This window comes from Sphingomonas radiodurans (assembly GCF_020866845.1).
GTDB classification, from domain to species: domain Bacteria; phylum Pseudomonadota; class Alphaproteobacteria; order Sphingomonadales; family Sphingomonadaceae; genus Sphingomonas; species Sphingomonas radiodurans.
This window is the reverse complement of the sequence record NZ_CP086594.1, coordinates 1,347,951-1,372,397: the sequence shown is the minus strand read 5'-3', so window position 1 is coordinate 1,372,397 and position 24,447 is coordinate 1,347,951. Positions and strand designations below refer to the sequence as shown.

At 66.4% G+C, this 24,447-nt stretch carries 25 protein-coding genes; 12 read left to right on the top strand and 13 right to left on the bottom strand.

Annotated elements, in window-relative coordinates:
- Positions 1–30 precede the first annotated feature (30 nt).
- Positions 31–774 carry a TetR/AcrR family transcriptional regulator gene (locus tag LLW23_RS06625; protein ID WP_228947973.1) on the bottom strand — a complete coding sequence of 248 codons (744 nt, stop codon included), beginning with the start codon at positions 772–774 and terminating at the stop codon, positions 31–33.
- A gap of 162 nt (positions 775–936) precedes the next feature.
- Here LLW23_RS06625 and LLW23_RS06620 point away from each other — a divergent pair, with 162 nt between their 5' ends.
- From LLW23_RS06620 to LLW23_RS06595, 6 genes are read left to right on the top strand one after another with little or no spacing between them, the layout of a single operon-like run.
- On the top strand, positions 937–3,474 hold the full coding sequence (locus LLW23_RS06620; RefSeq protein WP_228947972.1) for a TonB-dependent receptor: 2,538 nt from the start codon (positions 937–939) through the stop codon (positions 3,472–3,474).
- Positions 3,475–3,508: 34 nt separating this feature from the next.
- Positions 3,509–4,867 (top strand): aromatic ring-hydroxylating dioxygenase subunit alpha, encoded by a 1,359-nt coding sequence (locus LLW23_RS06615; protein ID WP_228947971.1) that lies wholly within the window; start codon positions 3,509–3,511, stop codon positions 4,865–4,867.
- A gap of 4 nt (positions 4,868–4,871) precedes the next feature.
- A complete protein-coding gene (locus LLW23_RS06610; protein ID WP_228947970.1) occupies positions 4,872–5,378 on the top strand; it encodes a nuclear transport factor 2 family protein in 507 nt (168 codons plus the stop codon).
- Positions 5,375–5,896, top strand: coding sequence for a nuclear transport factor 2 family protein (locus tag LLW23_RS06605; RefSeq protein WP_228947969.1), 522 nt, complete (start codon positions 5,375–5,377; stop codon positions 5,894–5,896). The genes LLW23_RS06610 and LLW23_RS06605 overlap by 4 nt, the downstream gene beginning before the upstream one ends.
- A 6-nt stretch (positions 5,897–5,902) precedes the next feature.
- Positions 5,903–6,436 carry a nuclear transport factor 2 family protein gene (locus LLW23_RS06600; RefSeq protein ID WP_228947968.1) on the top strand — a complete coding sequence of 178 codons (534 nt, stop codon included), beginning with the start codon at positions 5,903–5,905 and terminating at the stop codon, positions 6,434–6,436.
- 27 nt (positions 6,437–6,463) lie between these two features.
- The gene (locus LLW23_RS06595; RefSeq protein ID WP_228947967.1) at positions 6,464–7,804 is read left to right on the top strand and encodes an aromatic ring-hydroxylating oxygenase subunit alpha; all 1,341 of its coding nucleotides are present in this window, start codon (positions 6,464–6,466) and stop codon (positions 7,802–7,804) included.
- 160 nt (positions 7,805–7,964) lie between these two features.
- On the opposite strand, the gene LLW23_RS06590 is transcribed toward LLW23_RS06595, so the two are convergent.
- Positions 7,965–8,984, bottom strand: coding sequence for an NADP-dependent oxidoreductase (locus tag LLW23_RS06590; RefSeq protein ID WP_228947966.1), 1,020 nt, complete (start codon positions 8,982–8,984; stop codon positions 7,965–7,967).
- A gap of 71 nt (positions 8,985–9,055) precedes the next feature.
- Between LLW23_RS06590 and LLW23_RS06585 the strand changes: the two genes are divergently transcribed.
- The 6 genes from LLW23_RS06585 to LLW23_RS06560 are packed head-to-tail and all read left to right on the top strand — an operon-like array spanning position 9,056 to position 13,273.
- Positions 9,056–10,441 carry an MFS transporter gene (locus LLW23_RS06585; protein WP_228947965.1) on the top strand — a complete coding sequence of 462 codons (1,386 nt, stop codon included), beginning with the start codon at positions 9,056–9,058 and terminating at the stop codon, positions 10,439–10,441.
- 9 nt (positions 10,442–10,450) lie between these two features.
- Positions 10,451–10,801 (top strand): putative quinol monooxygenase, encoded by a 351-nt coding sequence (locus LLW23_RS06580; protein WP_228947964.1) that lies wholly within the window; start codon positions 10,451–10,453, stop codon positions 10,799–10,801.
- Positions 10,801–11,208, top strand: coding sequence for a nuclear transport factor 2 family protein (locus tag LLW23_RS06575; protein WP_228947963.1), 408 nt, complete (start codon positions 10,801–10,803; stop codon positions 11,206–11,208). The genes LLW23_RS06580 and LLW23_RS06575 overlap by 1 nt, the downstream gene beginning before the upstream one ends.
- Positions 11,208–11,984 carry an SDR family NAD(P)-dependent oxidoreductase gene (locus tag LLW23_RS06570; RefSeq protein ID WP_228947962.1) on the top strand — a complete coding sequence of 259 codons (777 nt, stop codon included), beginning with the start codon at positions 11,208–11,210 and terminating at the stop codon, positions 11,982–11,984. Before LLW23_RS06575 ends, LLW23_RS06570 begins: the two co-directional genes overlap by 1 nt.
- Positions 11,977–12,495 (top strand): VOC family protein, encoded by a 519-nt coding sequence (locus tag LLW23_RS06565; protein ID WP_228947961.1) that lies wholly within the window; start codon positions 11,977–11,979, stop codon positions 12,493–12,495. The genes LLW23_RS06570 and LLW23_RS06565 overlap by 8 nt, the downstream gene beginning before the upstream one ends.
- Before the next feature lie 19 nt (positions 12,496–12,514).
- On the top strand, positions 12,515–13,273 hold the full coding sequence (locus tag LLW23_RS06560; protein ID WP_228947960.1) for an SDR family NAD(P)-dependent oxidoreductase: 759 nt from the start codon (positions 12,515–12,517) through the stop codon (positions 13,271–13,273).
- 143 nt (positions 13,274–13,416) lie between these two features.
- Here LLW23_RS06560 and LLW23_RS06555 read toward each other — a convergent pair whose 3' ends face one another.
- The 11 genes from LLW23_RS06555 to LLW23_RS06505 form a co-directional block, all read right to left on the bottom strand.
- Positions 13,417–14,118 (bottom strand): SDR family NAD(P)-dependent oxidoreductase, encoded by a 702-nt coding sequence (locus LLW23_RS06555; RefSeq protein WP_228947959.1) that lies wholly within the window; start codon positions 14,116–14,118, stop codon positions 13,417–13,419.
- A complete protein-coding gene (locus tag LLW23_RS06550; protein ID WP_228947958.1) occupies positions 14,115–14,936 on the bottom strand; it encodes a ThuA domain-containing protein in 822 nt (273 codons plus the stop codon). The genes LLW23_RS06555 and LLW23_RS06550 overlap by 4 nt, the downstream gene beginning before the upstream one ends.
- Before the next feature lie 65 nt (positions 14,937–15,001).
- Complete coding sequence (locus LLW23_RS06545; RefSeq protein WP_228947957.1) at positions 15,002–16,168, bottom strand: TrmH family RNA methyltransferase; 1,167 nt, start codon at positions 16,166–16,168, stop codon at positions 15,002–15,004.
- A 91-nt stretch (positions 16,169–16,259) separates the two neighbouring features.
- Positions 16,260–16,721 (bottom strand): transcriptional regulator NrdR, encoded by a 462-nt coding sequence (gene nrdR, locus LLW23_RS06540; protein WP_228947956.1) that lies wholly within the window; start codon positions 16,719–16,721, stop codon positions 16,260–16,262.
- 46 nt (positions 16,722–16,767) lie between these two features.
- The gene (locus LLW23_RS06535) at positions 16,768–16,938 is read right to left on the bottom strand and encodes a hypothetical protein (protein WP_228947955.1); all 171 of its coding nucleotides are present in this window, start codon (positions 16,936–16,938) and stop codon (positions 16,768–16,770) included.
- Positions 16,939–16,949: 11 nt separating this feature from the next.
- Positions 16,950–18,257 (bottom strand): serine hydroxymethyltransferase, encoded by a 1,308-nt coding sequence (gene glyA, locus LLW23_RS06530; protein ID WP_228947954.1) that lies wholly within the window; start codon positions 18,255–18,257, stop codon positions 16,950–16,952.
- Positions 18,254–18,706 carry a ribose 5-phosphate isomerase B gene (gene rpiB, locus LLW23_RS06525; protein ID WP_228947953.1) on the bottom strand — a complete coding sequence of 151 codons (453 nt, stop codon included), beginning with the start codon at positions 18,704–18,706 and terminating at the stop codon, positions 18,254–18,256. Before rpiB ends, glyA begins: the two co-directional genes overlap by 4 nt.
- A gap of 253 nt (positions 18,707–18,959) precedes the next feature.
- Positions 18,960–19,802 carry an HpcH/HpaI aldolase/citrate lyase family protein gene (locus LLW23_RS06520; RefSeq protein WP_228947952.1) on the bottom strand — a complete coding sequence of 281 codons (843 nt, stop codon included), beginning with the start codon at positions 19,800–19,802 and terminating at the stop codon, positions 18,960–18,962.
- Positions 19,799–21,868: a malate synthase G gene (locus LLW23_RS06515; RefSeq protein WP_228947951.1), complete on the bottom strand. Its 2,070-nt coding sequence runs from the start codon at positions 21,866–21,868 to the stop codon at positions 19,799–19,801. The genes LLW23_RS06520 and LLW23_RS06515 overlap by 4 nt, the downstream gene beginning before the upstream one ends.
- A 258-nt stretch (positions 21,869–22,126) precedes the next feature.
- A complete protein-coding gene (locus tag LLW23_RS06510) occupies positions 22,127–23,629 on the bottom strand; it encodes an acetyl-CoA acetyltransferase (protein ID WP_228947950.1) in 1,503 nt (500 codons plus the stop codon).
- Positions 23,629–24,432, bottom strand: coding sequence for a crotonase/enoyl-CoA hydratase family protein (locus LLW23_RS06505; protein ID WP_228947949.1), 804 nt, complete (start codon positions 24,430–24,432; stop codon positions 23,629–23,631). Before LLW23_RS06505 ends, LLW23_RS06510 begins: the two co-directional genes overlap by 1 nt.
- Positions 24,433–24,447: the final 15 nt, after the last annotated feature.

Below are 24,447 nucleotides of genomic sequence, written 5' to 3'. Positions count from 1 at the left end.
CGGCGATGCGCCGCCGGTCACTCCGCGCGATCACGTGTCGTTGCGGGGTGGGGACCAGATCGGGTTGGGGAATTTGGGGACGTCGCCGGTCTTGCGCATGTCGACCAGATAGCGTTCGGCCTCGGCGCGCACCTCCCCCTGCACAGCGCCGACGAGCAGCAGCAACATGCTTTCCGCCAGCCGCGGCAGATATTCTTCGTCGGTGAGGCGCCCGAGGCACCAATCGTTGATCACCGAATATTGCACGTTCGCCATGGTGGTGGAGAAATGATACGCGTCGACCCACGGGCGAAGCTCGCCCCGCGACGCCATCGCCAGCAGCCAGGCATGCGTGGCGTTGACCGACATGTCGCGTAGCGTTTCCCACACGTCCTTGGGCGTGTTCGCGCCGAAATAGATCGAGACGACCGCCTTCGTATAATTGCGAACGCGGAAATTGCGGCGGTTGATCGCGATGGTGCGATCGAGCACGCCAGCCAGCGTGTTCACGTCGGTGCGGTAGCGGACGTGTTGGTTGAATTCGTCGAACGCCTCGCGGATGGCGAGCGCGATCACGCGATCCTTGTTGTGGAAGGCGTTGTAGAGCGTGCGCTGTGCAACTTCGGCGCGCTGACAAAGCCGACGCACGCTGAAATTCTCGATCCCCCCATCGGCGATCATGTGCCGAGCCTCGCGCAGGAGCCGCCGGCGCCGCTCGATGATCAGCGGGCTGGTGTAAAGTAAGGGCTTGTCCGGATGCGCTTCCAACGCACCGCTTGGCTTGGCGGGCGACATGGGGGTTCTGTCGGGCGGATTGCGTGAAAAGTCCAGTCTCGATGCGCGTTCTCGCAGATAGTCGTACGCACTGCAGAAAGTGTTGCGCACCCCAGTAAAAGTGATACGTGTGCTCCCAATCTAAGGGCGCAACATGGCCCTGCTGCCTTGGGAGGGGATAGGATGACGACGTTCGCTTCGTCGCGTGCTCGCTTGCTTGCGAGCTCGGTGCTGATGGCCGTGGCTTCGCCGGCACTGGCGCAGGAGGCACAGCCCGGCACATCCCCGGCCACCTCGGCTGGTGGGGGCGATCTGGGTGTCGCACAGGCGGCCGAGCCGCAGGCGCAGGCGCAGGCGCCGCTCACCTCGGGCGGGCTCGAGGATATCGTCGTTACCGCACGGCGGCGCGCGGAAAGCGTGCAGGACATTCCGGTTTCGGTGCAGGCGATCAGCGCAGAGGAGATCCAGCAGCGCGACCTGACGAGCCTGGAGAAGATCGCCGCGGCGACCCCGCAATTCACCGTCTCGCGATCGTCGAACGGCGCCGGCGCGCAGCTGACGATGCGCGGCATCGGCTCCTCCGCGACCTCGATCGGCATCGAGCAATCGGTCGCGGTGGTCGTCGACAGCGTCTATTACGGGCAAGGCCGCGTCATCAACGAAGGCTTCTTCGATCTCGCGCGAGTCGAGGTGCTGAAGGGGCCGCAGGCATTGTTCTTCGGCAAGAACGCAACCGCGGGCGTGATCTCGCTGACCACCGCCGATCCCGGCGACCGGGCCGAATATATCGGCCGTGTCGGATACGAATTCAGGGCCGACCAGCTCTACGGCGAGGGGATCGTCTCGACGCCGCTCACCGACACGCTAGGCCTTCGTGTCGCGATCCGCGCATCGAAGATGTGGGGCGGCTATTACGAGAATCTCGCGGTTGCCGATCCCTATACGACGATCAATTCGGCCAATGGCGCAAGCACCCTCCGGACCGCGCCGGCGGCGGCGCGGCTGCAGCCGCAGGAGCGCGAGCTGATCGGGCGGATCACGCTGAAGTACGAGCCAGACGATCGCCTGACGATGACGGTGAAGGCATCGGGATCGCTGAACGAGACGGTCGGCAACGGCTGGAACTACACGCCGGTCAATTGCAACAATGGGGTGACGACGGCGAACCCGACCTATGCGTGCCGCCGCGACTTCATCCAATATCAGAACGATTTGCCGCAGGCGCTGGCGGAGACGCTGCCGTTCGCGCGTGACGATGGCCAGCTCTACAACAAATACCGCTCGTGGCAGGTGACGGGGACGGCCAGTTACCGGTTCGACAATGTCACGCTGACGTCGATCACCAATTACAACTGGAACAACAATCGCTTCACCTGCGACTGCGACTTCCTCGGTGGCGACGTGTGGGCGACCGAGGATGCGAGCTACAATGCGTTCAGCGAGGAATTGCGCGCGCAGACCGATTTCGATGCGCCCGTTAATTTGATGGTCGGTGCGCTGTACCAGAAGACGCGGCGCGATTTCTATCAGGCGGTGGTGTTCGCCGGGTCGGAGGATACCCGCGTAGCGCCGTCAAATCGCTTCATCTCCTATGCGAAACTGTCGCGGACCGATGGCGAGACGCTGTCGGGCTATGGCCAGGTGATGTGGAAGATCGCGCCGACGCTGGAGGCGACCGCGGGCGTTCGCTACACCCACGAGACCAAGGACAGCTACTTCACCCAGCCCTATGTGAACGCGTCGCTGACCGGGCTTTTCCGGCCGCAAAGCGCTGCAGTGAACGGGACGTTGTTCGGTGACCAGACGTTCGACGATTGGTCGCCCGATTTCACGCTGAGCTGGAAGCCGACAGACGATATCCTGCTCTATGGCGCGTACAAGGTGGCGTACAAATCGGGGGGCTTTTCCAACAGTGCGATCAATTCGGCACTGGCGACCAATCCGGCGCGCGACCTGACGTTCAATCCCGAAAAGGGGCGTGGCTTCGAGGCGGGGGTGAAGACGACGCTGGCGGACAATCAGCTGCGCTTCAACGTCACGGCCTATTCGATCGAATATACCAATCTGCAGATCGATTATTTCAACTCGCAGATCTTCGCCTATATCACCTACAATGCCGGCAAGGCGCGATCCGAGGGGGTCGAGACCGAACTGGAATTCGCGCCGCGCGGGCTGCCGGGGCTGACGCTGCGGGGGACGCTGAACTACAACAATTCGCGCTACGAGGACTTCCTGACAGCCTGCTATGCCGGGCAAAGCATCGCGCAGGGATGCTCGCTGACGAGCGCAGGCGTTGCGCCGCCCGCTGGCGTTGCGGCGGACTTCCAGGATTTGAGCGGCGTGCCGACCGCGACCGCGCCGAAATGGACCGCGACGGCGGGTGTTGCCTATGACACGGTCGCCGGATCGGGGCTGAAGCTCGGTGGCAGCGCCGACATGCGCTACAGTGGCTCGTATATCGGATCTGGCTTCGGCGATCCGCGCACGCGCCAGGCCGCCTATGCCGTGCTGGATGCGGGGATCCGCGTGGGATCGGAAGACGAGCGCTGGGAAGCCGCGCTGATCGGCAAGAATCTGACCAACAAATATTATCTGATCGGTGCCGGCACCGCGCCGCTGACCGGCAGCGGGACGGGGACGAACAATGTCGTGCCGGGTGACATCTCGGGGCTGGGATCGTTTCCGCGCACCGTGCGGCTGCAGCTGACTGTGCGTTACTGACAGATGGTATAACGCGTGCTATAAAGGAGTCGTTATGGCGCTCGACGATCCAGGACATGCACGTTGCCCCGGCCCGGCGGCGCGCGACATCATCCTAGCCGATGGCTGGCACGTGCCCGACGCGCTGGTCGCCGAGAGCTATGCTTTCCTCGGTGACGAGGACATCGGCTACGATCGCTATGTCTCGCCGGCGTTCTTCGAGCGCGAGATGACTCACCTTTGGCCGCGCACTTGGCAATGGGTGTGCCGCGAGGAGAATCTGCTCGAGGCCGGCGACTGGCTGACATATGATGTCGGGCGGCATTCGGTGCTGATCGTGCGCGGCGACGATATGGCGATCCGCGCCTTTCCGAATGCCTGCCTGCATCGCGGCACGCAGCTGAAGCGGTCGAACGAGAGCGGCGCGGCGACCGAGTTGCGCTGCCCGTTCCACGGCTGGAGCTGGACGCTCGAGGGCGGGCTGAAGAACGTGCCGTGCCGCTGGGATTTCCCGCACGTCACCGACGAAGCATATGCGTTGCCGCGGGTGAAGGTGGAGACGTGGGGCGGGTTCGTCTTCGTCAACATGGATCCCGCGGCCGCGCCGCTCGCCGACCAGCTTGGCCCGCTCGCGGAGCATTTTCGCGGGCGCTGGGATCTCGCGAACCGCCGCGTTTCGCTGCACCTGCAGAAGGAGCTGCCGACGAACTGGAAGGCGGCGCAGGAGGCGTTCCTCGAGGCGTATCACGTCTATGAAACGCACGCGCAGGGACTGGCGACGGCGGGCGACGCCAATGCCAATTACGACATCTTTTCGGATCATGTGACGCGCTTCGTCCATACGATCGGCACGCCGAGCCCGCATTATACGCAGGCGCAGACGCAGCAGGAGATCCTCGACAAGATGCGTGTCGATGGCGTGCTGGTGCCCGAGGGGCGCACCGCGCGATCGGTGGCGGCGGAGAAGCTGCGCGCGCAGATCGGCGCGGAGACGGGGGTCGATCTGGCAGATTATTCCGACAGCGAGATGCTCGATTCGATCGAATATCACCTGTTCCCGAACATGTGCCTGTTCCCCGGCGTGTCGCTGCCGATGATCTATCGCTTCCGTCCGATCGGGATGGACCCGGGGCGGACACTGTTCGACCTCATGTTCCTGAAGCTGGTGCCCGAGGGCACGCCGATGGATTACCCGCCCGATCCGATCCCAGTGGCGGCCGAACAATCCTATGCCGATGCGCCGGGGATGAACCCGGGGCTGGGCGCAGTGTACGACCAGGATACCGACAATCTCGCGATGCAATATCGCGGCTTCCAGGCATCGGCGAAGCGCGGGCAGACGCTGGGCAATTATCAGGAGGCGCGGATCCGGCGCTTCCACCAGACGATCGACGATTATCTGGGGCGGCCATAGGACGATGGATCGGATCGACCGCCTCGAAAGCTGGCACGCGATCTACGATCTCGTCTGCGACTACATGCGCGGGCAGGATCGGCTCGACGCGGCGCTGCACCGGTCGGTGTTTCACGACGATGCGACGACCGATTATGGCGACGGCTATCGCGGCGATGCGGACGGCTTCGTCGCCTTCGCGCAAGGCGTGCTGACGCCGCATGCGGCGAACCACCACATGATCGGTCAAGTGCGGATCGACTTCGAGGGCACCGATACGGCGTTCGGCGAGGTCTATTTCCAGGCGCATCATCGGCTGGTGGAGGATGGCGCGGACGCCGACCTGTTCGTGGCGGGGCGCTATGTCGATCGCTACGAGCGGCGCGGGGCGACGTGGAAGATCGCGCATCGCAGCGAGCTGGTCGATTGGGTGCGCCGTGAGCCGGCGACGAGCGACGGGGCGGGCTTTCCGCTCGGTGCGCGCGCGCCGCACGACCTCAGCTGCCGGCGTGACGAGATGCGGGTGCGATGAGCGATCTTGCCGCCCTTGCCGCCCTTGCCGCGCTTGCCGACCGCCTGGCGATCCAGGACGTGCTATGCCGCTACGCGCGCGGGATCGATCGCTGTGACGAGGCGGTGCTGCGCGCGGTGTGGTGGCCGGGGGCGATTGCCGATTACGGGAGCGGGGCCGGCGACGCGGGCGACTGGTCGGGTTCGGTGGTCGTGGCGCTCGCTGCGATGCGGCGGACGCAGCATTTTCTCGGCAACATGCTGATCGAGATCGACGGCGACCGCGCCACTGCCGAGACCTATTGCCGCGCCTATCACGAGATCGACGGCGACGCCGGACCCGAGGAGATGGAGGTCGGCGGCCGCTATCTCGACCAGCTCGAAAAGCGCGGTGGCGAGTGGCGCATCGCGCACCGCCGCTACGTGCTCGACTGGAACCGCAACACGCCCTCGACCGCCGCCTGGGAGGGCTCGCTGTACGGCGGGCTCCAGCGGCGCGGCGCGCGGGTGCCCGATGATCCATCCTATACGGGAGCCTGACCAACAATGAGCGACCCCCTCGATCCGCGCCTGCAACGCCTTGTCGACAAGAACGATTGCGTAGAGCTGGTCCACAAGCTCGCGCGCGCGATCGATCGGTGCGACGCGGACCTCGTGGGGCGCGTATTCCACCCCGACGCGACCGACGACCATGGCAGCTTCAAGGGCACCGCGAACGACTTCGTGCCGTGGGTGATGGAAGTGCTGAAGGGCATGCGGCGGACCCAGCACATGATCGGCAATGTGCTGATCGAGACCGACGGCGATCGGGCGCAGGGTGAGAGTTATTTCATCGCGCATCATGTGCTCCCGGGCGATGAGGGCGAGCGCTTCATGGTTGCCGCGGGGCGCTACCTCGACCGGTTCGAGCGGCGCGACGGCGCGTGGCGGATCGCACATCGCCACGCCGTGTACGACTGGAGCACGGTCGCCGGCGCGTCCGACATCTGGGATCGCGCGTCGCTGCCGGACTATGCCTTTGGCGAGCGCGGCGCGGCCGATCTTTCGTACGCCCATTTCAGCAACCACGCCGCCGTCTGATTTGGCGCCAGAGAAGGAGAGAGAGATATGGCCACCGTCATCAATCGCCCCGACGAGGCGCCGCCCCGCGCCGACATGTCGAAATTCCGCGAGCCCGAGTTCCGCAACACGCCGATCACGCCCGATCGCTATTTCTCGAAGGAATGGGCGGATCGCGAGTGGGACAAGATCTGGACCAAGACGTGGCAGATCGCCGGGCTGACCGCGCAGCTCAAGAAGCAGGGCGACTGGTTCACCGCCGATTTCGGCCCCGAGACGATCGTATGCGTGCGCGGCGAGAACGATACGACGCGCGCATTCTACAACGTGTGCCAGCATCGCGGGATGCCGGTGGTGGTCGGGGCACAGGGCAATGCCAAGCGGCTGGTGTGCCCGTATCACGGCTGGGCATACGATCTCGCGGGCAAGCTGAAGACAGTGCCCGACGAGGCGGATTTCATCCAGGGATCACCGTGCGGCAAGCTCAACATGGTCGAGGTGAAATGCGAGACCTGGGCGGGGTTCGTGTGGATCAACATGGACGACCAGGCCAAGCCGTTGCGCGACTTCCTCGGGCCGATCGCGGCGCAGATCGACACGTATCCGATGGACAAGATGGTCCGCACGCACTGGATGACGATCGAGGGCAATTTCAACTGGAAGCTGATCCAGGACAATTTCAACGAAAGCTATCACGTCCCCTTCGTCCATCCGCAGACCAAGTTCGTGATGGAATATTCGCATCACCACTGCCAGTTCGACCTGTATGAAGAGGGCCATGCGCGGATGTTCATGCCCGGCGCCGGCCCGACCAAGCAATTGCGCGGCGGCGAGAACGAGACGCTGGAGTATCTGAAGAACGAGCTGGAATTCTGGGGCCTCGACCCCGAGAATTTCCGCGGCGGCAAGACCGGCGAGATCCGCGCCGCGCTGCAGCAAGCGAAGCGCGAGAAGGGCGCCGAGAAGGGCTTCGACTTTTCGACCTATCACGACGACCAGCTGACCGATCACTGGCATTTCACGATCTTCCCGAACCTGTCGTTCAGCCTGAAGCCCGACGGCAACATCTGGCTGCGCGGGCGGCCGCACGAAACCGATCCCGAGAAATGCAATTTCGACATGTGGTACATGACGCTCTTCCCCGAGGGGACCGAGCGTTACTATTCGGCGAGCATGGCCGAATGGGTCGACGTGTCGGTGCCCGCTCCGCACATCCAGGGCAAGACCGGCGAGGTCGATATGGGGCCGGGCATCTCGCAGGACGTCGACGTGTGGGAAGTGCAGCAGCGTGGGCTGCATTCGCGCGGCTACAAGCGCGACTATCTCGCGTGGCAGGAGCGCCGCGTGCGCTATTTCCACGAAAATCTCGAGCACTGGATGGCGGACTGAGCTCTCCACCTGCCCGCCGCCACCGCATGCGGGGCGGCGGGCGATTTTTTTGCTCTTTTTTGGTTGTCACCCCGGACTTGATCCGGGGTCCCGCTGCCCGCGCGACAAAAAAGAAGAAGCGGGACCCCGGGTCAAGCCCGGGGTGACGGCGATGGTGAGGTTACGCCTCGCCCACCTGCAGGATCATCTTGCCCTCGTTCGTTCCCTCGAACAGCCGCAGGAAGGCGGGGAGGGCGTTCTCGATGCCGCGGTCGATATGTTCGTCGACGCGCAGCCGGCCTTCGCCGAGCCAGCCGGCCATCGTGCCGATCCCTTCCTCGAAGCGCGGCAGATAGTCCGACACGAGGAAGCCGCGGATCGTCGCGCGGTGGACGATCAGTTGCCACACGTTGCGCGCGCCGATCTTCTCGGGCGAGTTATACTCGCTGATCATCCCGCACAGCGCCACGGTCGCGTGGTCGGCGAGGTTGGTGAGGGCGGCATCCAGGATGTCGCCGCCGACATTCTCGAACACGAGATCGACGCCGTTCGGCGCCGCGGCGTGGATTTCGGCTTCGAGCGCGGCGCGATCCTTGCCGCGATAGTCGATCGCAACGTCATAGCCGTAATCCTGCGTCAGCCGCCGGACCTTTTCTGGGCTGCCGGCGATGCCGATCGTGCGGCAGCCGATGATCTTGCCGATCTGCCCGACGAGCGAGCCGACCGCGCCCGCCGCGCCCGACACCAGCAAGGTCTGCCCCGGCTTGGCGGCGAGCACGTCGGTCACCCCGAAATAGGCGGTCATGCCGACCGCGCCGAGCACCGACAGGTAATTGGAGGGCGAGGGCACCGCATCGGGATCGATCCGGCGCATGAAGCCGCCCGATCGCGCGACGCTATATTCCTCGATCGCGCCGAGCCCGCTGACCCACGCGCCTTCGGGAAACGCGGGATCGCGCGACGCGGCGACGCGGCCGACGACGCTCGCGCGGACCGCATCGCCGAGCGGGATCGGTGGCATGTACGAAGGCACGTCATCGAGCCAGCCGCGCATCGCGGGATCGAGCGAAGCGTAGATCGTGCGAACCACGAACTCGCCCTCGCCGGGCTGCGGGACTGCCTCTTCCGCGAGCTGGAAATCGTCTGGCACGGGCACGCCGTGCGGACGCCTCGTCAGCAGGAAGCGGCGATTGACAGTCATTGAATTCTCCTCTCTAAATAATAACACGCTGTGCAGGTTATCGCAGAAGACCACAATAGCGGGAGAGGGCGATGGACGCGAACGATGTGCGCGGTCACCGGCGCGTGATCGCGCTGATGGCATTGACCAAGCTGATCCTGACCGCGGACTTTGCGATCGTCAGCATCGCATTGCCGTCAATCGGCCGCGACCTGGGCGTCGCGCCCTCCTTGCTGGCATGGGTGGTCACCGCGAACACGCTGGTGCTGGCGGGCACGCTGATCGTCGGGGGCAAGCTGGTCGACCGGTTCGGGCATCGCCGTGCGCTGGGGTTCGGGCTGACGCTGTTCACGCTCGGGTCGATCGCTGCGGGTCTCGCGCCGAGCTTCGGTCTCGTGCTGGCCGCGCGCATGGTGCAGGCGCTGGCGGTCGCGCTGCTGTCGCCCGGCGCGTTCGCGCTGATCACCGCCTTCATTCCCGACGGGCCGGTTCGGCACCGTGCGCTGGGCATTTTCGGCATTACGCAGGGCGTGTCGCTGATCGTCGGGTTGCTTGGCGGCGGGTGGATCGTCACGACTTTTGGCTGGCGGGGGGCGTTTCTCGTCAACGTGCCGCTGCTGGTCGTGGCGCTGGGCATGGCAATCGCATGGCTGCCCAAGGTGCCGACGATGCGCGGCGAGCCGATCGACGGCGGCGGTGCGATCGTGGCGACGATCGGGATGGGGCTGCTGGTCGGCGGCATCGCGCTGATCGGGCGGCTCGGCGTCGGCACGACGACGCTGGGGATGCTGGCGGGCGCGGGCGTCGCGATCGCGCTGTTCGTGTGGATCGAGCGCCGGGTCGCCTCGCCGCTGGTGCCGGGCGCGCTGGTGCAGCGGCCGATGTTTGCGCTCGCCTGCCTGATGCTGATGCTGTTCCTGGCCGCGGTCGGCGGGCTGTTCGTGCTGTCGCAGCTGTACATGCAGCGCGTGCTCGGCTTCTCCGCGGCGGCGGCCGGGCTTGGCGCGATGCCGTATGCGATTGCGGTGATCGCCGGTGGGCAGATCGCGCCGACGCTGCTCGCGCGCGTGCCGATGCGTAGTGCGCTGCTGGGCGCGGGGCTCGTCAATCTTACCGGGCTCGCATGGCTCGCGCTCAGCATGGGCCAGCCCTATGCCGCCAGCATCGCGCCGGGGATGATGATCTGCGCGCTCGGCAGCGTTAGCGCTTTCATCGTGTTGATGCAGGCCGCGACTGCGCCGCTCATGCCACGCGAACAGGGCGTGGGCACGGCGCTGCTGTTCACCGCGCAGCAGGTCGGCACCGGGCTTGGCGCGACGATCACCTTGATGCTGCTCGATCCCGGCAGCAGCGAGCTGGTCGCGAGCGACTTCCGAACACCGTTCCTGGCGCTCGCCGGCGGCATCGCGGTCGCGCTCGCAAGCCTCGTCGTCACGCGGCCGATCCGTGCCGCCACCCCGATTCCCGACCCCCTGTGAGGAGTTGCCATGCCCGTCATCATCTCGGCCGTCATCGATCTGGAGCCGGAGCGCGTCGAGCGCGCGCTGCTTGATGCGCAACCGTTCATCGCGGCGTCGCGCGCCGAACCGGGGTGCATCGCCTATGACTGGGCGGTCGACCCGGCGACGCCCGGCCGAATCCACGTGTTCGAGGAATGGGAAAGCGAGGAGGCGCTCGCCGGGCATTTCCGCGATCCCAGCTATGCCGCGATGCGCGATCATGTGGGCGCATCCGGGCTGATCACCGCGCGCTCGCAGAAGTATCGCTGCGACGCGATCGAGCCGGTGTACGATTCCGGCGGCGTGCCGCAGGCGCATTTCGGCCGGGTGGCGCAGTGATGCGCGGCTTTAACGGGAGCGTCGAGGACCGCCTCGCCATCCGCCAGCGGCTGGAGAGCTATAATGATGCCGTGTTCCGCAACGACGCCGACGATTGGGCGGAATGCTGGGCGGAAGACGCGGTTTGGGAGGTGGGGCCGCACCGCGCCGAGGGCCGCGCGGCGATCCGCGACCTGTGGTTGACACTGATGGCGGGCTATTCTGCGGCGGGCATGTATCTCGCGCAGGGATCGGTTGCGATCGACGGCGATCACGCCGATTCGCGTGCATACATGCTCGAGATGCTCAAGCAGACCGATGGCGTCGAGCGGCTGGTGTCGGGCCGCTATGACGATCGCCTGCGCCGCGACGCTGATGGCGAATGGCGCTTCGTCACGCGGTCGTACAGCGTGCTGCAGGTGCGCTGATGGAGCGATATCGCGGGAAGGTCGCGCTGGTGACGGGCGGCACGTCCGGGATCGGCGCGGCGACGGTCGGGCGGCTCGCGCGGGAGGGGGCGCAGGTACTGTTCACCGGGCGCAATGCCGCGGCCGGGGCGGCCGTCGCGGCGGAGACTGGCGGCGAGTTTCTCGCGCATTCGGTGGAGGATGCCGAGGGCTGGGGGGAGGTCGAGGCGCGGTTGCGGGCGTTCGGGCGGCTCGATCTGGCGTTCGCCAATGCCGGGATGGAAGGTGGCGACACCAATATCGAGGATGTCGCGGTGGCGGACTGGAACGCGATCCTCGCGGTGAACCTGACCGGGCCGATGCTGACCGCGCAGACCGCGATCCGCGTGATGCGTGACAATCCCGACGGGCCGAGCGGCGCGATCGTGATCAACAGTTCGATCAGCGGGATGCTCGGGCTTGCCGGCAACGTCGGCTATACCGCGACCAAGGGCGGCGCGCGGCTGCTGGCGAAATCGGTGGCGATGCATTGCGCGGCGCGCGGCTATCGCATCCGTTGCAACGCAATCCTGCCTGGCGTGGTTGCGACCGCGCTGATCGAGGGGGCGATCGCCGGAGCGCCCGATCCGGCGGCGGCGCGCACCATGCTGGAAGGCGTTTCGCCGATGAAGCGGATGGCGACGCTGGAGGAGATTGCGGGGCTGGTCGCGTTCCTCGGATCGGACGATGCCGCGTTCATCACCGGCGCGGACTATGTGGTCGATGGCGGGGCGACTGCGGGCATGGCGGGTGTGTGACCCGACCGTCGGACTGCCCGTCGCGCTGCCCGCGCGCCAGATCGCCTATTTCGTGCCGGACATCCGTGCCGCCGCCGACGCGCACCGCGCGGCGTTCGGATCGGGGCCGTTCCTGGTGATCGACCATGTGCCGACGCCGATCGTGCGCCACCGCGGGCGGCCGGCCGTGCTCGATCACGGATCGGCCTATGGGCAATGGGGCGAGGTGATGGTCGAGTTCGTGCAGCAGCACGATGCCGGGCCGTCGGCGTTCCACGATATGTATCCGAGCGGATCGGGGCGGTTCGGGATGCATCATGTCGCGCTGTTCGTCGACGATCTGACCGCGGCGATCGATCGCTTTGCCGCCGGCGGCGACGAGTGCGCGCTCTATGCCGAGACCAGCGCGACCGCGTTCGCGATGATCGATACCGTCCGGCACTATGGCCACATGATCGAACTCTACGAGCCGAGCCGTGTGCTGCTCGATTTCTACGCCCGCGTCCGGGCGATGGCGGATGGTGACGCGTAAATCCTAGGAGAGAATCACGATGGATCTCGGACTGAAGGGCCTCAAGGTCGTCCTGACCGGCGGCAGCCGCGGCACCGGCCGCGCGACGCTGGAGTTGTTCGCCGCCGAAGGGGCCGATGTCGGCTTCTTCTCGCGCAACCAGGAGCAGATCGACGAAGCGGCAGCGGCTTATGCCAAGCACGGCGGCAAGGTGGTAGCGCGGCAGGGCGACCTGAACGATCTGGAGCGATATCCGGCGCTGCTGGCGGAGATCGCCGACGAGCTTGGCGGGTGCGACATCTTCATCCCCTCGGCGAGCGCCTCGGGTTCGAAGCTCGCGCAGGATTGGGACGCTTGCTACAAGATGGACGTGCTCGGCACGGTGCGCGGGTGCGAGGCGATGGCGCCGTATCTAGAACGATCCTCGCACGCCGCGGTGGTGATCTTGGCGAGCATCGCGGCGACCGAGACGTTCTTCGCGCCCAACGCCTTCAACGCGATCAAGGCGGCGCTGATCACCTATTCGGGGCAGTTGAGCCAAGCGTGGGGGCCGAAGGGAATTCGCGTCAACGCCGTCTCGCCCGGGCCGGTGTGGTTCGAGGGCGGAAACTGGGACGACATCAAGCAAGGCGCGCCCGACATGTACAAATCGTTCGAGGAGACGACGGCGCTGAAACGGCTTGGGCGGACCGAGGATGTGGCGCGGGCGATTGCGTTTCTGGCGAGCCCGGCGGCTGACTGGATCACGGGGACGAACTTGGTTGTGGATGGGGGGTATACGAAGCGGGTGCAGTTCTGAGGGGTTTGACGACCCACATCCGTTCGCCCTGAGGAGAGGCTGAGCGAAGTCGAAGCCTCGTCTCGAAGGGTATGCGCGCCATGTGCTTCGAGACGGCGCTTCGCCTTCGGCTCAACACCTCCTCAGCACGAACGGTGGGCGCCTTACGGCCGCGCCATTGCGGCACCGTCGACGAAAATGCCGTGGCCGCTGACGAAGCGGGCGTCGTCGGATAGCAGGAAGGCGATCACGTCGGCGACGTCCTCGGGCGTGCCGAGGCGGCCGAGTGGCGCTTTCTGCCGCCAGAACTCGCCGTAAGCGGGATCGGCGGTGAAGGCGGGGGCGGTCATCGGCGTGTCGATCGCGCCGGGCTGGACGCAATTGACCGTGATGCCGTGCAGGCCGAGCTCGGCGGCCAGCGCGCGGGTCATGCCGAGTACCGCGTGCTTGGACGCGGCATAGGCGACGAGGCCGGAGGCGCCGAAGCTCGACATCACCGATCCGATCGTGACGATCCGGCCGCGGCCCGAGGATGCGAGCGCTGGCGTCGCGGCGCGGATCAGCCGGAACACTGCGGTGACGTTCACCGCCATCACGCGGTCCCAGAAAGCATCGTCGTGGCCATCGAGCGGCTGTGCGCCCGAGATGCCGGCGCATGCGGCGACACCTTCGATGCCGCCGAGCGCGTCGGTGGCGTCTGTGATGATCGCTTCGCTTGCGCCCGGCTCGGTGACGTCGATCGTCAAGTCGACCGCGCCTTTCTGGTCGACCCCGAAGACCGACGCGCCATCCGCGCGCAGCCGTGTTGCGGTCGCCGCGCCGATGCCGGAGCCGGCCCCTGTGACGATGATGCGGCGCGTGTTCACGCGGCGGCCCAGGCGTGCGCCTCGGGCGAGGCGGTCCAGCGCAGCGCGTTCTCGACGAGGCGGCGGTAGTTGGGGTTGGTGTACGTCACGTCGTCGTCTCCCGGTTGGAGGTAGACCAGCGGGCTGCGGCGCGCTTTCTTGACCCAGCCGATCGCGTCGCTGCCGGGCGAATGCGACCAGCCGTCGTTCGAGAACATGCGGCCTTCGATCGCGGCGGTGGCGGAGTAGAAATTGTCGCGGACGAAGGCGCGGCGCGCGCGGAGCAGTGGCGTCACATCTTCCTCGAAGACTTCGGCGAGATAGAGTTCGTCGGTCAGGTCGAATGTCGCGGGGAGGCCGGCCATGACCGGATGCAGCGGCGCGGCGACTTCGGCGGTGTAGTGGACCTGGTGGCGATAGCCCGAGTCTAACCGAGCGGTGCCGCGCAGCGTCGCGGGGCGATAGAGGAAGCGGCCGCCGATGATCTCGGCGAATGCCTCCCAGCCGGGCCAACCGGCGAGCGCATGGTGCAGCGCGACCACGCCGATCCCGCGATCGAGCAGCGCGGTGATGCCCTCGCGTGTCGCCGCGTCGGGGCCGATCGCGGAAGCGCGCTGCTCGGCGGCGAAGTCGATGCCGGGCATGTCGTACAGCAGCAGCACGTCGAACGCGTCGACGAGCGCCGGGCGCATCAGCAGCGCGGCGGCGGGCTGATCGACGAAGGTGACGGAGATGCCCGCCATGTCGGTGAACAGCGCGGCGAAGGCGCTGCGATCGAAGGGATGCCCGCGCACGGCGGCGAGCACGCGGATGGCAGCGTGGTGGTCGATCGTCTCCATTCTTCAACGATGGCACACATTACTAAATATGCAACGCGTATGCTATCAAGCTCCACGGGTGGCGTTCAGCCCGACCGCCGAGCCTTTGCGCCGGCGAGTGCGGAGAGGACGCCGCGCATGGTGCGGACTTCCTGGCTCGACCAGCCCGGTTTGGTGAGCAATGTGCGCAGCGTACGCCGGACGGTCGGGATGCGATCGGGCGGGAAGAAGAAGTTCGCCTGCTCCAGCATCGCATCGAGCTGGCCAATCATGCCTTCCAGCTCCTCCTGCGGCGCGGGGGGATCGAGCGTGACTTCGGGCGGGGAGGCGAGCGCTTCGCCTTTCGACCATTCATAGGCGACGAGGATTACCGCCTGGGCAAGGTTCAGGCTGCCGAATTCGGGATTGATCGGCACCGTGAGGATCGTGCGGGCGAGCGCGACGTCGTCGGTCTCGAGCCCGGAGCGTTCGGGGCCGAACAGGATCGCGCTGCGGCCGTCCGCGGCGCGTATGTCGCTCGCGGCTTGCTCGGGCGTGACGACGGGCTTGGTGACGCCGCGCTTGCGCACGGTGGTGGCATAGACGTGTGGGCAATCGGCGACGGCTTGCGCGACGGTGTCGAACACCTGCGCGTTGGCGAGGACGACATCTGCGCCGGACGCTGCGGGGCCGGCGGCGGGGTTCGGCCAGCCATCGCGGGGGGCGACGAGGCGCATTTCGGTGAGGCCGAAGTTCAGCATCGCGCGGGCGGCCTTGCCGATGTTTTCGCCGAGTTGGGGGCGGACGAGGACGATGATGGGGGGTGGGGCGTTGGGGCTTGTCCTTCGAGACGGCACTTCGCTTTCGCTCAGCACCTTCTCAGGGCGAAGGGGGGTGGGGGCAGGGCTGGGGGTGACGGCCGGGGACGCTACATTCCGTTCGTGCTGAGGAGGTGCTGAGGTCGGGCTCTGCCCGGCCGAAGTGCCGTCTCGAAGCACTGCCCGGCTGGCGAAAACGCAAAGGCTTTCCCAATCGTTTTCGAACAGCGCCTCCTTCTTCTTCGGCGACCAACCCTTGATCTGCCGTTCGGCCTCCAAGGCTTCGGCGCGCGATGGGAAATTCTGCGACCACATCAGTGCGACCGGACGCCGCTGTTGCGTGTAGCCGGGGATCTCGCCCGCCTGATGCTGGCCGATGCGGTGTTCGAGGTTGTCGGTGTGGCCGGTGTAGTAGCTGCCGTCGTTGCAGCGGAGGATGTACGCCCAGAATGTCATCCGTTGCGCGTATCCCTCGATACGCCTTCTCGACAAGCTCGAAGGCTACTCGGGACAAACGGGATTAAGATAGCTGAGCTGGGTGTGCTGCCTAGCCCCGCGCCGCTTCCTCAACGCTGCCCGCAAATTCCTCAAAGTCTCTTGCTTCGCTGAAGTCGCGATAGACGCTGGCGAAGCGGATATAAGCAACGGAGTCGAGGCCCTTCAGCCCCTCCATCACCATTTCACCGATGCGCTTGGAGGTGACTTCGGCGTCACCGCTCGTTTCGAGCTGGCGCTGGATGCCGCTGACGAGCCGTTCGATCGCGACGCCGTCGATCGGGCGCTTGCGTGCGGCGATTCCGATCGAGCGGAGCAGCTTTTCGCGGTCGAACGGTTCGCGGCGCGCTTCGGACTTCAGCACGGTGAGTTCGCGCAACTGGATGCGCTCGAACGTCGTGAAACGCGCAGCGCATCCCTCGCACTGGCGGCGCCGGCGGATTGCGGCGCCGTCGTCGGTCGGGCGGCTGTCCTTCACTTGGCTCGCGTCGTGGCCGCAGAAGGGACAGCGCATCAGTGATCGACCTCAGAGATCCGGCGCGTGCCGGATGGATTCAGTATTAGTCGCGCTTCGCATACGCAACGCCAGCGCCGACGATCGCGCCGAGCACCGGGCCGATGAACGGAACGGGGATTGCGATCACCGCGCCGACAGCGCCGTATTTCGCCATCTTCTTGCCGAGACCAGGGGTGTTCTTGACGGTATTTTGTACTTCTTCGATTTTCGACATCGCGATTTTCCTTACTGGTAGATAGGAAAGCGAGCGCATAGCGCGCGAACTCGTTCCCGCACCGCGGCCTCAACCTGCGCATCGCCGGCCTCGCCGTTCTTTGCCAGGCCATCGAGCACGTCGGCGACCATGTTGCCGATCTCGCGGAATTCAGCGGTGCCGAAGCCACGCGTGGTGCCGGCGGGCGAGCCGACGCGGATACCGCTCGTCTTGGTTGGCGGCAGCGGATCGTTGGGGATGCCGTTCTTGTTGCAAGTGATGCCGGCGCGCTCGAGCGCCTCGTCCGCATCCTTGCCGGTGACACCCAAGGGCGTCAGATCGACCAGCGCGAGATGCGTGTCGGTGCCGCCCGAGACGAGGTTGCAGCCGCGCTCCTTGAGCGTTGCGGCGAGCACCTTGGCGTTCTCCACGACAGCGGCGATGTAGCTCTTGAAATCGGGCTGGAGCGCCTCGCCGAACGCGACTGCCTTGGCGGCGATGACGTGCATCAGCGGACCGCCCTGCAGGCCGGGGAAGACCGCCGAGTTGATCTTCTTGGCGATCGCCTCGTCGTTGGTGAGCACCATGCCGCCACGCGGGCCGCGCAGCGTCTTGTGCGTAGTCGTCGTAACGACGTGCGCGTGCGGCAGCGGGCTGGGGTGATGGCCGGCGGCGACGATGCCGGCGAAATGCGCCATGTCGACCATGAAATAGGCGCCAACCTTGTCCGCGATCGCGCGGAAGCGGGCGAAATCGATCTGGCGCGGGTACGCCGAGCCGCCGGCGATGAGCAGCTTGGGCTGCGTTTCGATCGCGAGCCGCTCGACTTCGTCATAGTCGATCAGATGGGTGTCGGGGGAGACGCCGTACTGCACTGGCTTGAACCACTTGCCACTCATCGCCGCCTTGGCGCCGTGCGTCAGATGGCCACCGGCATCGAGGCTGAGCCCCATGATCGTATCGCCGGGCTTCACCAGCGCGAGCATAACCGCGCCGTTCGCTTGCGCGCCCGAATGCGGCTGGACGTTGGCGAAGCCGCAGCCGAACAGCTGCTTGGCGCGATCGATCGCGAGCTGCTCGACCTCGTCCGACGGGTGGCAGCCCTGATAGTAGCGCTTGCCGGGATAGCCCTCGGCGTATTTGTTGGTGAACACCGAACCTTGTGCTTCGAGCACCGCCTTGGAGACGATGTTTTCGCTTGCGATCAGCTCGATCTGCGTCTGCTCGCGATCGAGCTCGTGCGCGATGCCGGCGAAGATCGCCGGGTCGGCCTCGGCGAGGCCGCGGGTGAAGAAGCCATCGGGCTGCACATCATGCAGGGTAACCGGTTTGGTGCTCATGCGGGCTCCTGTTCGAAAGAAGGCACGCCGAGCTTGTCGACGCGAGTGGCGTGGCGGCCGCCGGCGAAGGCGGTCGCCAAGAAAGCCGTGATGCAGGCGCGCGCCATGTCTTCGCCGGTCAGGCGAGCGCCCATGGCGAGAATATTGGCGTCATTGTGCTCGCGGGCAAGCGCTGCGGACAGCGGCTCGGATACGAGCGCGCAGCGAGCGGCGGGGTTGCGATTGACCGCGATCGAGATGCCGATGCCGGATCCGCACAGCGCGATGCCGCGCTCGGCGCTGCCATCCGCGATGGCGGCGGCGAGACGGTAGCCGAAATCGGGGTAGTCGACGCGCGCGTCGGTGGCCGGGCCGAGATCGGCGACGTCATGACCTTCCTCGCGCAGCCAAGCAGCGAGCGTGGCCTTCAGCGCGACTGCGGCATGATCAGAGGCGATGGCGACTCGCATCGGGATCGGCTTGGCTTTCGGTTGTGGCGGGTGCTGGGGCTTTAGCGGGGTTGTAACGGGAATGCCACTGTTGCGAGCGTGATCCTCAATACACCCGTTCGCCCTGAGGAGGTGCCGAGCGTAGCGAGGTGCCGTCTCGAAGGGGATGTGTCTCGCAACGGTGCTTCGAGACGGCACTTCGCCTCCGGCTCAGCACCTCCTCAGCACGAACGGGTGGGTAAGAGCGGGGGTGGGCGGGAAGGGAGACCCTCACCTACCGTCGGATCGCCGCCGCCAGCGCCAGCGTGCGCCGCGCATCGTCGCGGTGGAGGAGCTCGACCATTTTGCCCTCGACCTTGATTGCGCCCTTGCCGACATTTTCCGGTGCGTCGAACGCCGCGACGATCGTCTGCGCCCACGCCACCTCATCGTCGGACGGCGCGAAGACGCGGTTGGCGGGGGCGATCTGGTTGGGGTGGATCAGCGTCTTGCCGTCGAAGCCGAAGGCGAGGCCCTGGCGGCATTCGGCCTCGATCGCGGCTTCGTCGTCGAAGGCGTTCATCACGCCGTCGAGCGGGACGATCCTGTAGGCGCGGGCGACGGTGACGATCTGGCTGAGGATCGGCAGCAGCGGCGCGCGATCGACGCCGGGGCGCAGGCGCAGTTCCTTGGCGAGATCGTTGGGGCCGACGACGAAGGCGGTAAGGCCGGTCTCGGCAGCTGCTTCGCCGATCGCGCGCAGGTCGACGATTGCCTGCGCGGTTTCGATCATCGCCCATAGCGCGGGGCCTGGGCCGAGCTTCTCGCGCGCCGCGTGCAGCGTTGCAGGATCGGAGACCTTGGGGATCAGCACCGCGTCGCAGCCCGCACCGGTGATCGCCGCGAGATCGTCGGCGCCCCACTCGGTGTCGAGCCCGTTGGCGCGGATGACCCATTCGCGATGGCCGAAGCCACCCGCCGCTACTGCCTGCGCGCGCGCCGCCGCTTTCTGCTCGGGTGCGACGGCATCCTCCAGATCGAGGATCACGACATCGCATTCGAGGCTGCGTGCCTTCTCGATCGCGCGCGCGTTCGAGGCGGGCATGTAGAGCGCGGAGCGGCGCGGACGGATCGTCATGCGGCCTTCTGCGCCTTGGCCTCTTGGCGGAAGCGGTGGAGCAGCGGCTCGGTATAGCCCGACGGCTGCGTCACGCCTTCGAAGATCAGCGCGCGCGCTGCCTGGAAGGCGAAGCCGTCGCGGGTGAGCGGCTGGTACAGCGCGTCGCCGGCGTTCTGCGCGTCGACTTTCTTCGCCATGCGATCGAGCGCGGAGTCGACTTCAGCCTCGGTACAGACGCCGTGGAGCAGCCAGTTGGCGAGGTGCTGCGACGAGATGCGCAGCGTCGCGCGATCCTCCATCAGTCCGACGTCATGGATATCGGGCACTTTGGAACAGCCGACGCCCTGATCGATCCAGCGCACGACATAGCCGAGGATGCCCTGGCAATTGTTGTCGAGTTCCTCGCGCACTTCGTCGGGCGTCCAGTTGCGCCCGGCGGCGAATGGCACGCTCAGCAGGCGATCGAGCGCGGGCGGGGCCTCGCCGGCGATCTCACGCTGACGCGCGAACACGTCGACTGCATGATAGTGAAGCGCGTGGAGCGTCGCGGCGGTGGGGCTGGGCACCCAGGCGGTGTTCGCGCCGCTCTTGGGGTGGCCGATCTTCTGATCGAGCATGTCGGCCATCATGTCGGGTGCGGCCCACATGCCCTTGCCGATCTGCGCCTTGCCCGAAAGCCCGCAAGCGAGGCCGATGCGGACGTTGCGATCCTCATAGGCCTTGATCCAGTCGCTGCCCTTCATCTCGGCCTTGCGGATCACCGCGCCGCCGCGCATCGCGGTGTGAATCTCGTCGCCGGTGCGATCGAGGAAGCCGGTGTTGATGAACGCGATCCGGTCACGCACCGCATGGATGCACGCCGCGAGATTGGCCGAGGTGCGGCGCTCCTCGTCCATCACGCCGACCTTGATCGTGTGGCGCGCGAGGCCGAGCAGATCCTCGACCGCGTCGAACAGGCGGTTGGTGAAGGCGGCCTCGCCGGGACCGTGCATCTTGGGCTTCACGATATAGATCGAGCCGGTGCGGCTGTTCTGTAACGTGCCGAGGCGCTTCAGGTCATGCAGCCCGATCAGCGACGTGATGATCGCATCGAGGATGCCCTCGGGCGCTTCGCTGCCATCGGCGAGGTGAAGCGCGGGCGTCGTCATCAGGTGGCCGACGTTGCGGACGAACAGGAGCGAGCGGCCGGGGAGGGGGGTCTCGCCGGTCGGGGTGGTGATCGTGCGGTCGGCTTCGAGGCGGCGGGTGAGCGATTGGCCGGCCTTCTCGAACGTCTCGGTAAGATCGCCGCGCATCAGGCCGAGCCAGTTACGATAGGCGGCGACCTTGTCCTCGGCATCGACCGCGGCGACGCTGTCTTCGAGATCGACGATCGTGGTGAGCGCGGATTCGAGGATCACGTCGGCAATGTTGGCGGGATCGTCGCGGCCGATCGGGTGCGCGGGATCGATCACGATTTCGATGTGGAGGCCGTTGTGCTTGAGCACCGGATTGTCGCAGTGGTGCCCGATGAGCTGCGCGGGGTCCGCAAGCGTCAGATCGCCGCCTTGCCAATCGGTCCAGGAGCCGGTCGCGAGCGGTATGGCCTCGTCTAGGACGGCCTTGGCGCGCGCGATCACCTGGGCGCCGCGTGTCGCGTCATAGCCGCCGGGCTGCGCTTTGCCGGGCAGTACGTCGGTACCGTAGAAGGCGTCGTACAGGCTGCCCCAGCGCGCATTGGCGGCGTTGAGCACGAAGCGGGCGTTGAGGCTGGGGACGACGAGCTGCGGCCCGGCCATCGTCGCGATCTCGGGATCGACGTTTTGCGTGCCGATCGTGAATGGCGCTGGCTCGGGAACGAGATAGCCGATCTCAGCCAGGAAGGCCTCATCGACCGGTTCGCCGGCGGTGTAGCGCGCGTCGATCGCGGCTTGCAGTTCCTCGCGATGTGCGAGGAGTGTGCGGTTTTCAGGCGCGAAGCTTGCGAAGATACCGGCGGCGCCCTGCCAGAAGGCGTCGGGGGCGATGCCGGTGCCGGCGAGCGCTTCGTTCTCGACGAAGGCGGCTAGGCGGTCATCGACCGATAGGCCGGCGCGGGTCTGCATGGGGGAATCCTCCTGACGATATGATCGAGCGCCTGGGGAGGGCACCGGCGCGATTAGGCGATGGGTATGGGGAAGCGCAACCTTCTTGAATCCTTCCCGAGTTAATCCTCCCCAAGCTTGCTTGGGGAGGGGGACCGCGCCCGTAGGGCGTGGTGGAGGGGTTGGTCTGGTGGAACGGTCGCGCCAAGCCAGCCCCTCCACCATCCGCTTTGCGGATGGTCCCCCTCCCCGAGCGGAGCTCGGGGAGGATTCGGATTGTTAGGCTCGTTTCCAGATCATCAGGTCGCCTTCGGCGACGACTTCGCCTTTGGTGGCTACTGGTTCGGCGTGGCCGTCGCTGAGGAAGGCTATCGTTGCGACATCCGCACCAGGCACTTGCGCCAGCGTGCGTCGGCCATCGGGCGTGCGCGCGACGACGACGCCCGATTTTGCCGAGCCATCGCGGTTGTAGAACACCGTGTAGGTCTCGACGTCGGCTGGGCCGACGTAATCCTTCACCAGCTCCGGCACCGGCCCGCGTGCGGCGTCCGCTTCGTCCTGCAGATCGTACTCATGCGCCTCGCCCGCGCCGGGCAGTGGCGCGGTGCCGAGGACGATCGCGTGGTTGTGCGTCGCGAAGCCGCCGTTGGCGAACAGCAGGCCCTTCTGGCCCTCGCCCGCCCGCAGGCTGTCGACCATCTCGGCGACGGCGTGCGCCATGTAATTGCCGATCGGCCCGCCGCCGAAGGTGAGCCCGCCGAACACGGTCGCTGGCTTGTCGAGCGGCCAGTCGATGACGCGGCGGGCCATCTTGGGGACGCAGGGGAAGCAGGAATATAGCTCGACCAGGTCGAGGTCGTTCGCGGTCACCTCGTTGAATTCGAGTGTGCGGCGCAGGCATACTTCCATGCTTGGCGACGTGTCGTAGCGGTCGCGGGCGAGGAAATCGTCGGCCTCGTGGGCGCTTGCGCCGCGGCCGACGTAGATGATGCGGTCTTCGGGCACGCCGCGGCGGCGCGCTTCGGCGAGGCTGGTCACGATGAAGCCGGCGCCCTGGTTGACGCTCGAATTGGCGACCATCAGTTTGGTGTAGGGGAAGGCGATCGGGCGATTGTCGGCAGTCGGCTCGATGACCTCTTCAGGTGTCCGGGGCGCGTGGATCCACGCCGCGGGGGTCTGTGCCGCGACGTGGGAGAAGCGCGACCAGATTTCGCCGGATTCGCGCTGCCCTTCGGCGAGGCTCTGACCGTAGGCGGCGCGGCCGGCGTTTTCGTAGAGCGGATAGACGTCGACCGGGGTGGCGAGGCCGTAGATCTGGCGATAACCTGGCGTGGCGCCCTTGCTCAGGTTACGCAGCGGGTTCTGGTCCGCAACGCTGGTCTTGGCGGCGAGCGCGGCGCGCTGGCTGGCGGTGCGCAGCGCCTCGCCGCCAGTGATCGCGGCGATGGTGATCTCGCCGCGCGCGATGCGATTGGCCGCTTCGTTGAGCAGCAGGATCGGGCTGTCGCCGTTCGGGCCGACCGATTCGTAGACGATGCTGGCCTTGGAACCGATGCCGTCGGCGACCTTCTGGGCCAGCGGATTGTCCTTGCGGAAGCTGATCTGCTGCACGACGGCGACCGAGTCGACATCCGCGAGCCAGCCGCCGCCGGCGTCCTTATCGGCTTCTTCCAGCGCGGCGATCATCAGGCCGAGCGAATCCTTGCCCGCCATCGGATCGGCCGGACGGTCGTTGACCTGCCCGACCCCGACGATGACTGCGATCTTTTCCGGATCGCTCATTATTTCGCCTTCCACACCGGTGCGCGCTTCTCGGCGAACGCCTTGGGCCCTTCGCGCGAATCCTCGCTGGTGAAGACGATCTTGGTTTCATCGCGGTTCTGCGCCCAGGCGGCTTCTTCGCGCGCAACCTTGCCGCCCGAAATCCCCTGCGCCATCCGCTTGGAGGCCTGCACCGAAAGCGGCGCGTTGACCGCGATCCGCTCGGCGAGTTCGAACGCCTTGTCGAGCAACTGGTCGCGCGGCGCGACGGCGTTGATCAGGCCAAGCTCGAGCGCGCGTTGGGCGGTGATCGGGTCACCGGTGAGGATCATCTCCATCGCAATCTTCTTGGGCAATTGCTCGGGCAGGCGGAAGACGCCGCCGGCCGCGGCGAACAGCCCGCGCTTGGGCTCGGGCAGGCCGAATTTTGCCTCGTCGACCGCGACGGCGAGGTCGCAGGCGAGCGTGATTTCGAGCCCGCCGCCGAGCGCCATGCCGTTGACGGCGGCGATCACTGGCTTGGAGATGGCGTGGCTGACGATGCCGGCGAAGCCCCAGGCTTGCTTGGTCTTGTCGTCGGGTGCGAGGCTTTCGCCGCGCGAGAGGGCGACGAGATCGGCGCCGGCGCAGAAGGACTTGTCGCCCGCGCCGGTGACGATGACGACGCGGATCTCGGGATCCTCATCGGCGGCGTGGAGCGCGTCGCCGACGCCTTCGTGCACGAAGCGGTTGACGGCGTTGCGCTGGTCGGGGCGGTTGATCGTGATGAGCATCACGTTGCCGCGTGTTTCGACGGTTACGGCGTCGTTTCCCAATTCGGCCATGATTTCAGTCCCTTT

Coding starts and splice junctions, on each gene's coding strand:
- LLW23_RS06560 (WP_228947960.1), top strand. CDS start 12,515: ATGGATCTCGGACTGAAGGGCCTCAAGGTCGTCCTGACCGGCGGCAGC.
- nrdR (WP_228947956.1), bottom strand. CDS start 16,721: ATGCGCTGTCCCTTCTGCGGCCACGACGCGAGCCAAGTGAAGGACAGC.
- LLW23_RS06610 (WP_228947970.1), top strand. CDS start 4,872: ATGGATCGGATCGACCGCCTCGAAAGCTGGCACGCGATCTACGATCTC.
- LLW23_RS06535 (WP_228947955.1), bottom strand. CDS start 16,938: ATGTCGAAAATCGAAGAAGTACAAAATACCGTCAAGAACACCCCTGGT.
- LLW23_RS06625 (WP_228947973.1), bottom strand. CDS start 774: ATGTCGCCCGCCAAGCCAAGCGGTGCGTTGGAAGCGCATCCGGACAAG.
- LLW23_RS06600 (WP_228947968.1), top strand. CDS start 5,903: ATGAGCGACCCCCTCGATCCGCGCCTGCAACGCCTTGTCGACAAGAAC.
- LLW23_RS06580 (WP_228947964.1), top strand. CDS start 10,451: ATGCCCGTCATCATCTCGGCCGTCATCGATCTGGAGCCGGAGCGCGTC.
- LLW23_RS06620 (WP_228947972.1), top strand. CDS start 937: ATGACGACGTTCGCTTCGTCGCGTGCTCGCTTGCTTGCGAGCTCGGTG.
- rpiB (WP_228947953.1), bottom strand. CDS start 18,706: ATGCGAGTCGCCATCGCCTCTGATCATGCCGCAGTCGCGCTGAAGGCC.
- LLW23_RS06520 (WP_228947952.1), bottom strand. CDS start 19,802: ATGACGATCCGTCCGCGCCGCTCCGCGCTCTACATGCCCGCCTCGAAC.
- LLW23_RS06550 (WP_228947958.1), bottom strand. CDS start 14,936: ATGGAGACGATCGACCACCACGCTGCCATCCGCGTGCTCGCCGCCGTG.
- glyA (WP_228947954.1), bottom strand. CDS start 18,257: ATGAGCACCAAACCGGTTACCCTGCATGATGTGCAGCCCGATGGCTTC.
- LLW23_RS06575 (WP_228947963.1), top strand. CDS start 10,801: ATGCGCGGCTTTAACGGGAGCGTCGAGGACCGCCTCGCCATCCGCCAG.
- LLW23_RS06570 (WP_228947962.1), top strand. CDS start 11,208: ATGGAGCGATATCGCGGGAAGGTCGCGCTGGTGACGGGCGGCACGTCC.
- LLW23_RS06615 (WP_228947971.1), top strand. CDS start 3,509: ATGGCGCTCGACGATCCAGGACATGCACGTTGCCCCGGCCCGGCGGCG.
- LLW23_RS06605 (WP_228947969.1), top strand. CDS start 5,375: ATGAGCGATCTTGCCGCCCTTGCCGCCCTTGCCGCGCTTGCCGACCGC.
- LLW23_RS06515 (WP_228947951.1), bottom strand. CDS start 21,868: ATGCAGACCCGCGCCGGCCTATCGGTCGATGACCGCCTAGCCGCCTTC.
- LLW23_RS06585 (WP_228947965.1), top strand. CDS start 9,056: ATGGACGCGAACGATGTGCGCGGTCACCGGCGCGTGATCGCGCTGATG.
- LLW23_RS06590 (WP_228947966.1), bottom strand. CDS start 8,984: ATGACTGTCAATCGCCGCTTCCTGCTGACGAGGCGTCCGCACGGCGTG.
- LLW23_RS06545 (WP_228947957.1), bottom strand. CDS start 16,168: ATGACATTCTGGGCGTACATCCTCCGCTGCAACGACGGCAGCTACTAC.
- LLW23_RS06595 (WP_228947967.1), top strand. CDS start 6,464: ATGGCCACCGTCATCAATCGCCCCGACGAGGCGCCGCCCCGCGCCGAC.
- LLW23_RS06505 (WP_228947949.1), bottom strand. CDS start 24,432: ATGGCCGAATTGGGAAACGACGCCGTAACCGTCGAAACACGCGGCAAC.
- LLW23_RS06510 (WP_228947950.1), bottom strand. CDS start 23,629: ATGAGCGATCCGGAAAAGATCGCAGTCATCGTCGGGGTCGGGCAGGTC.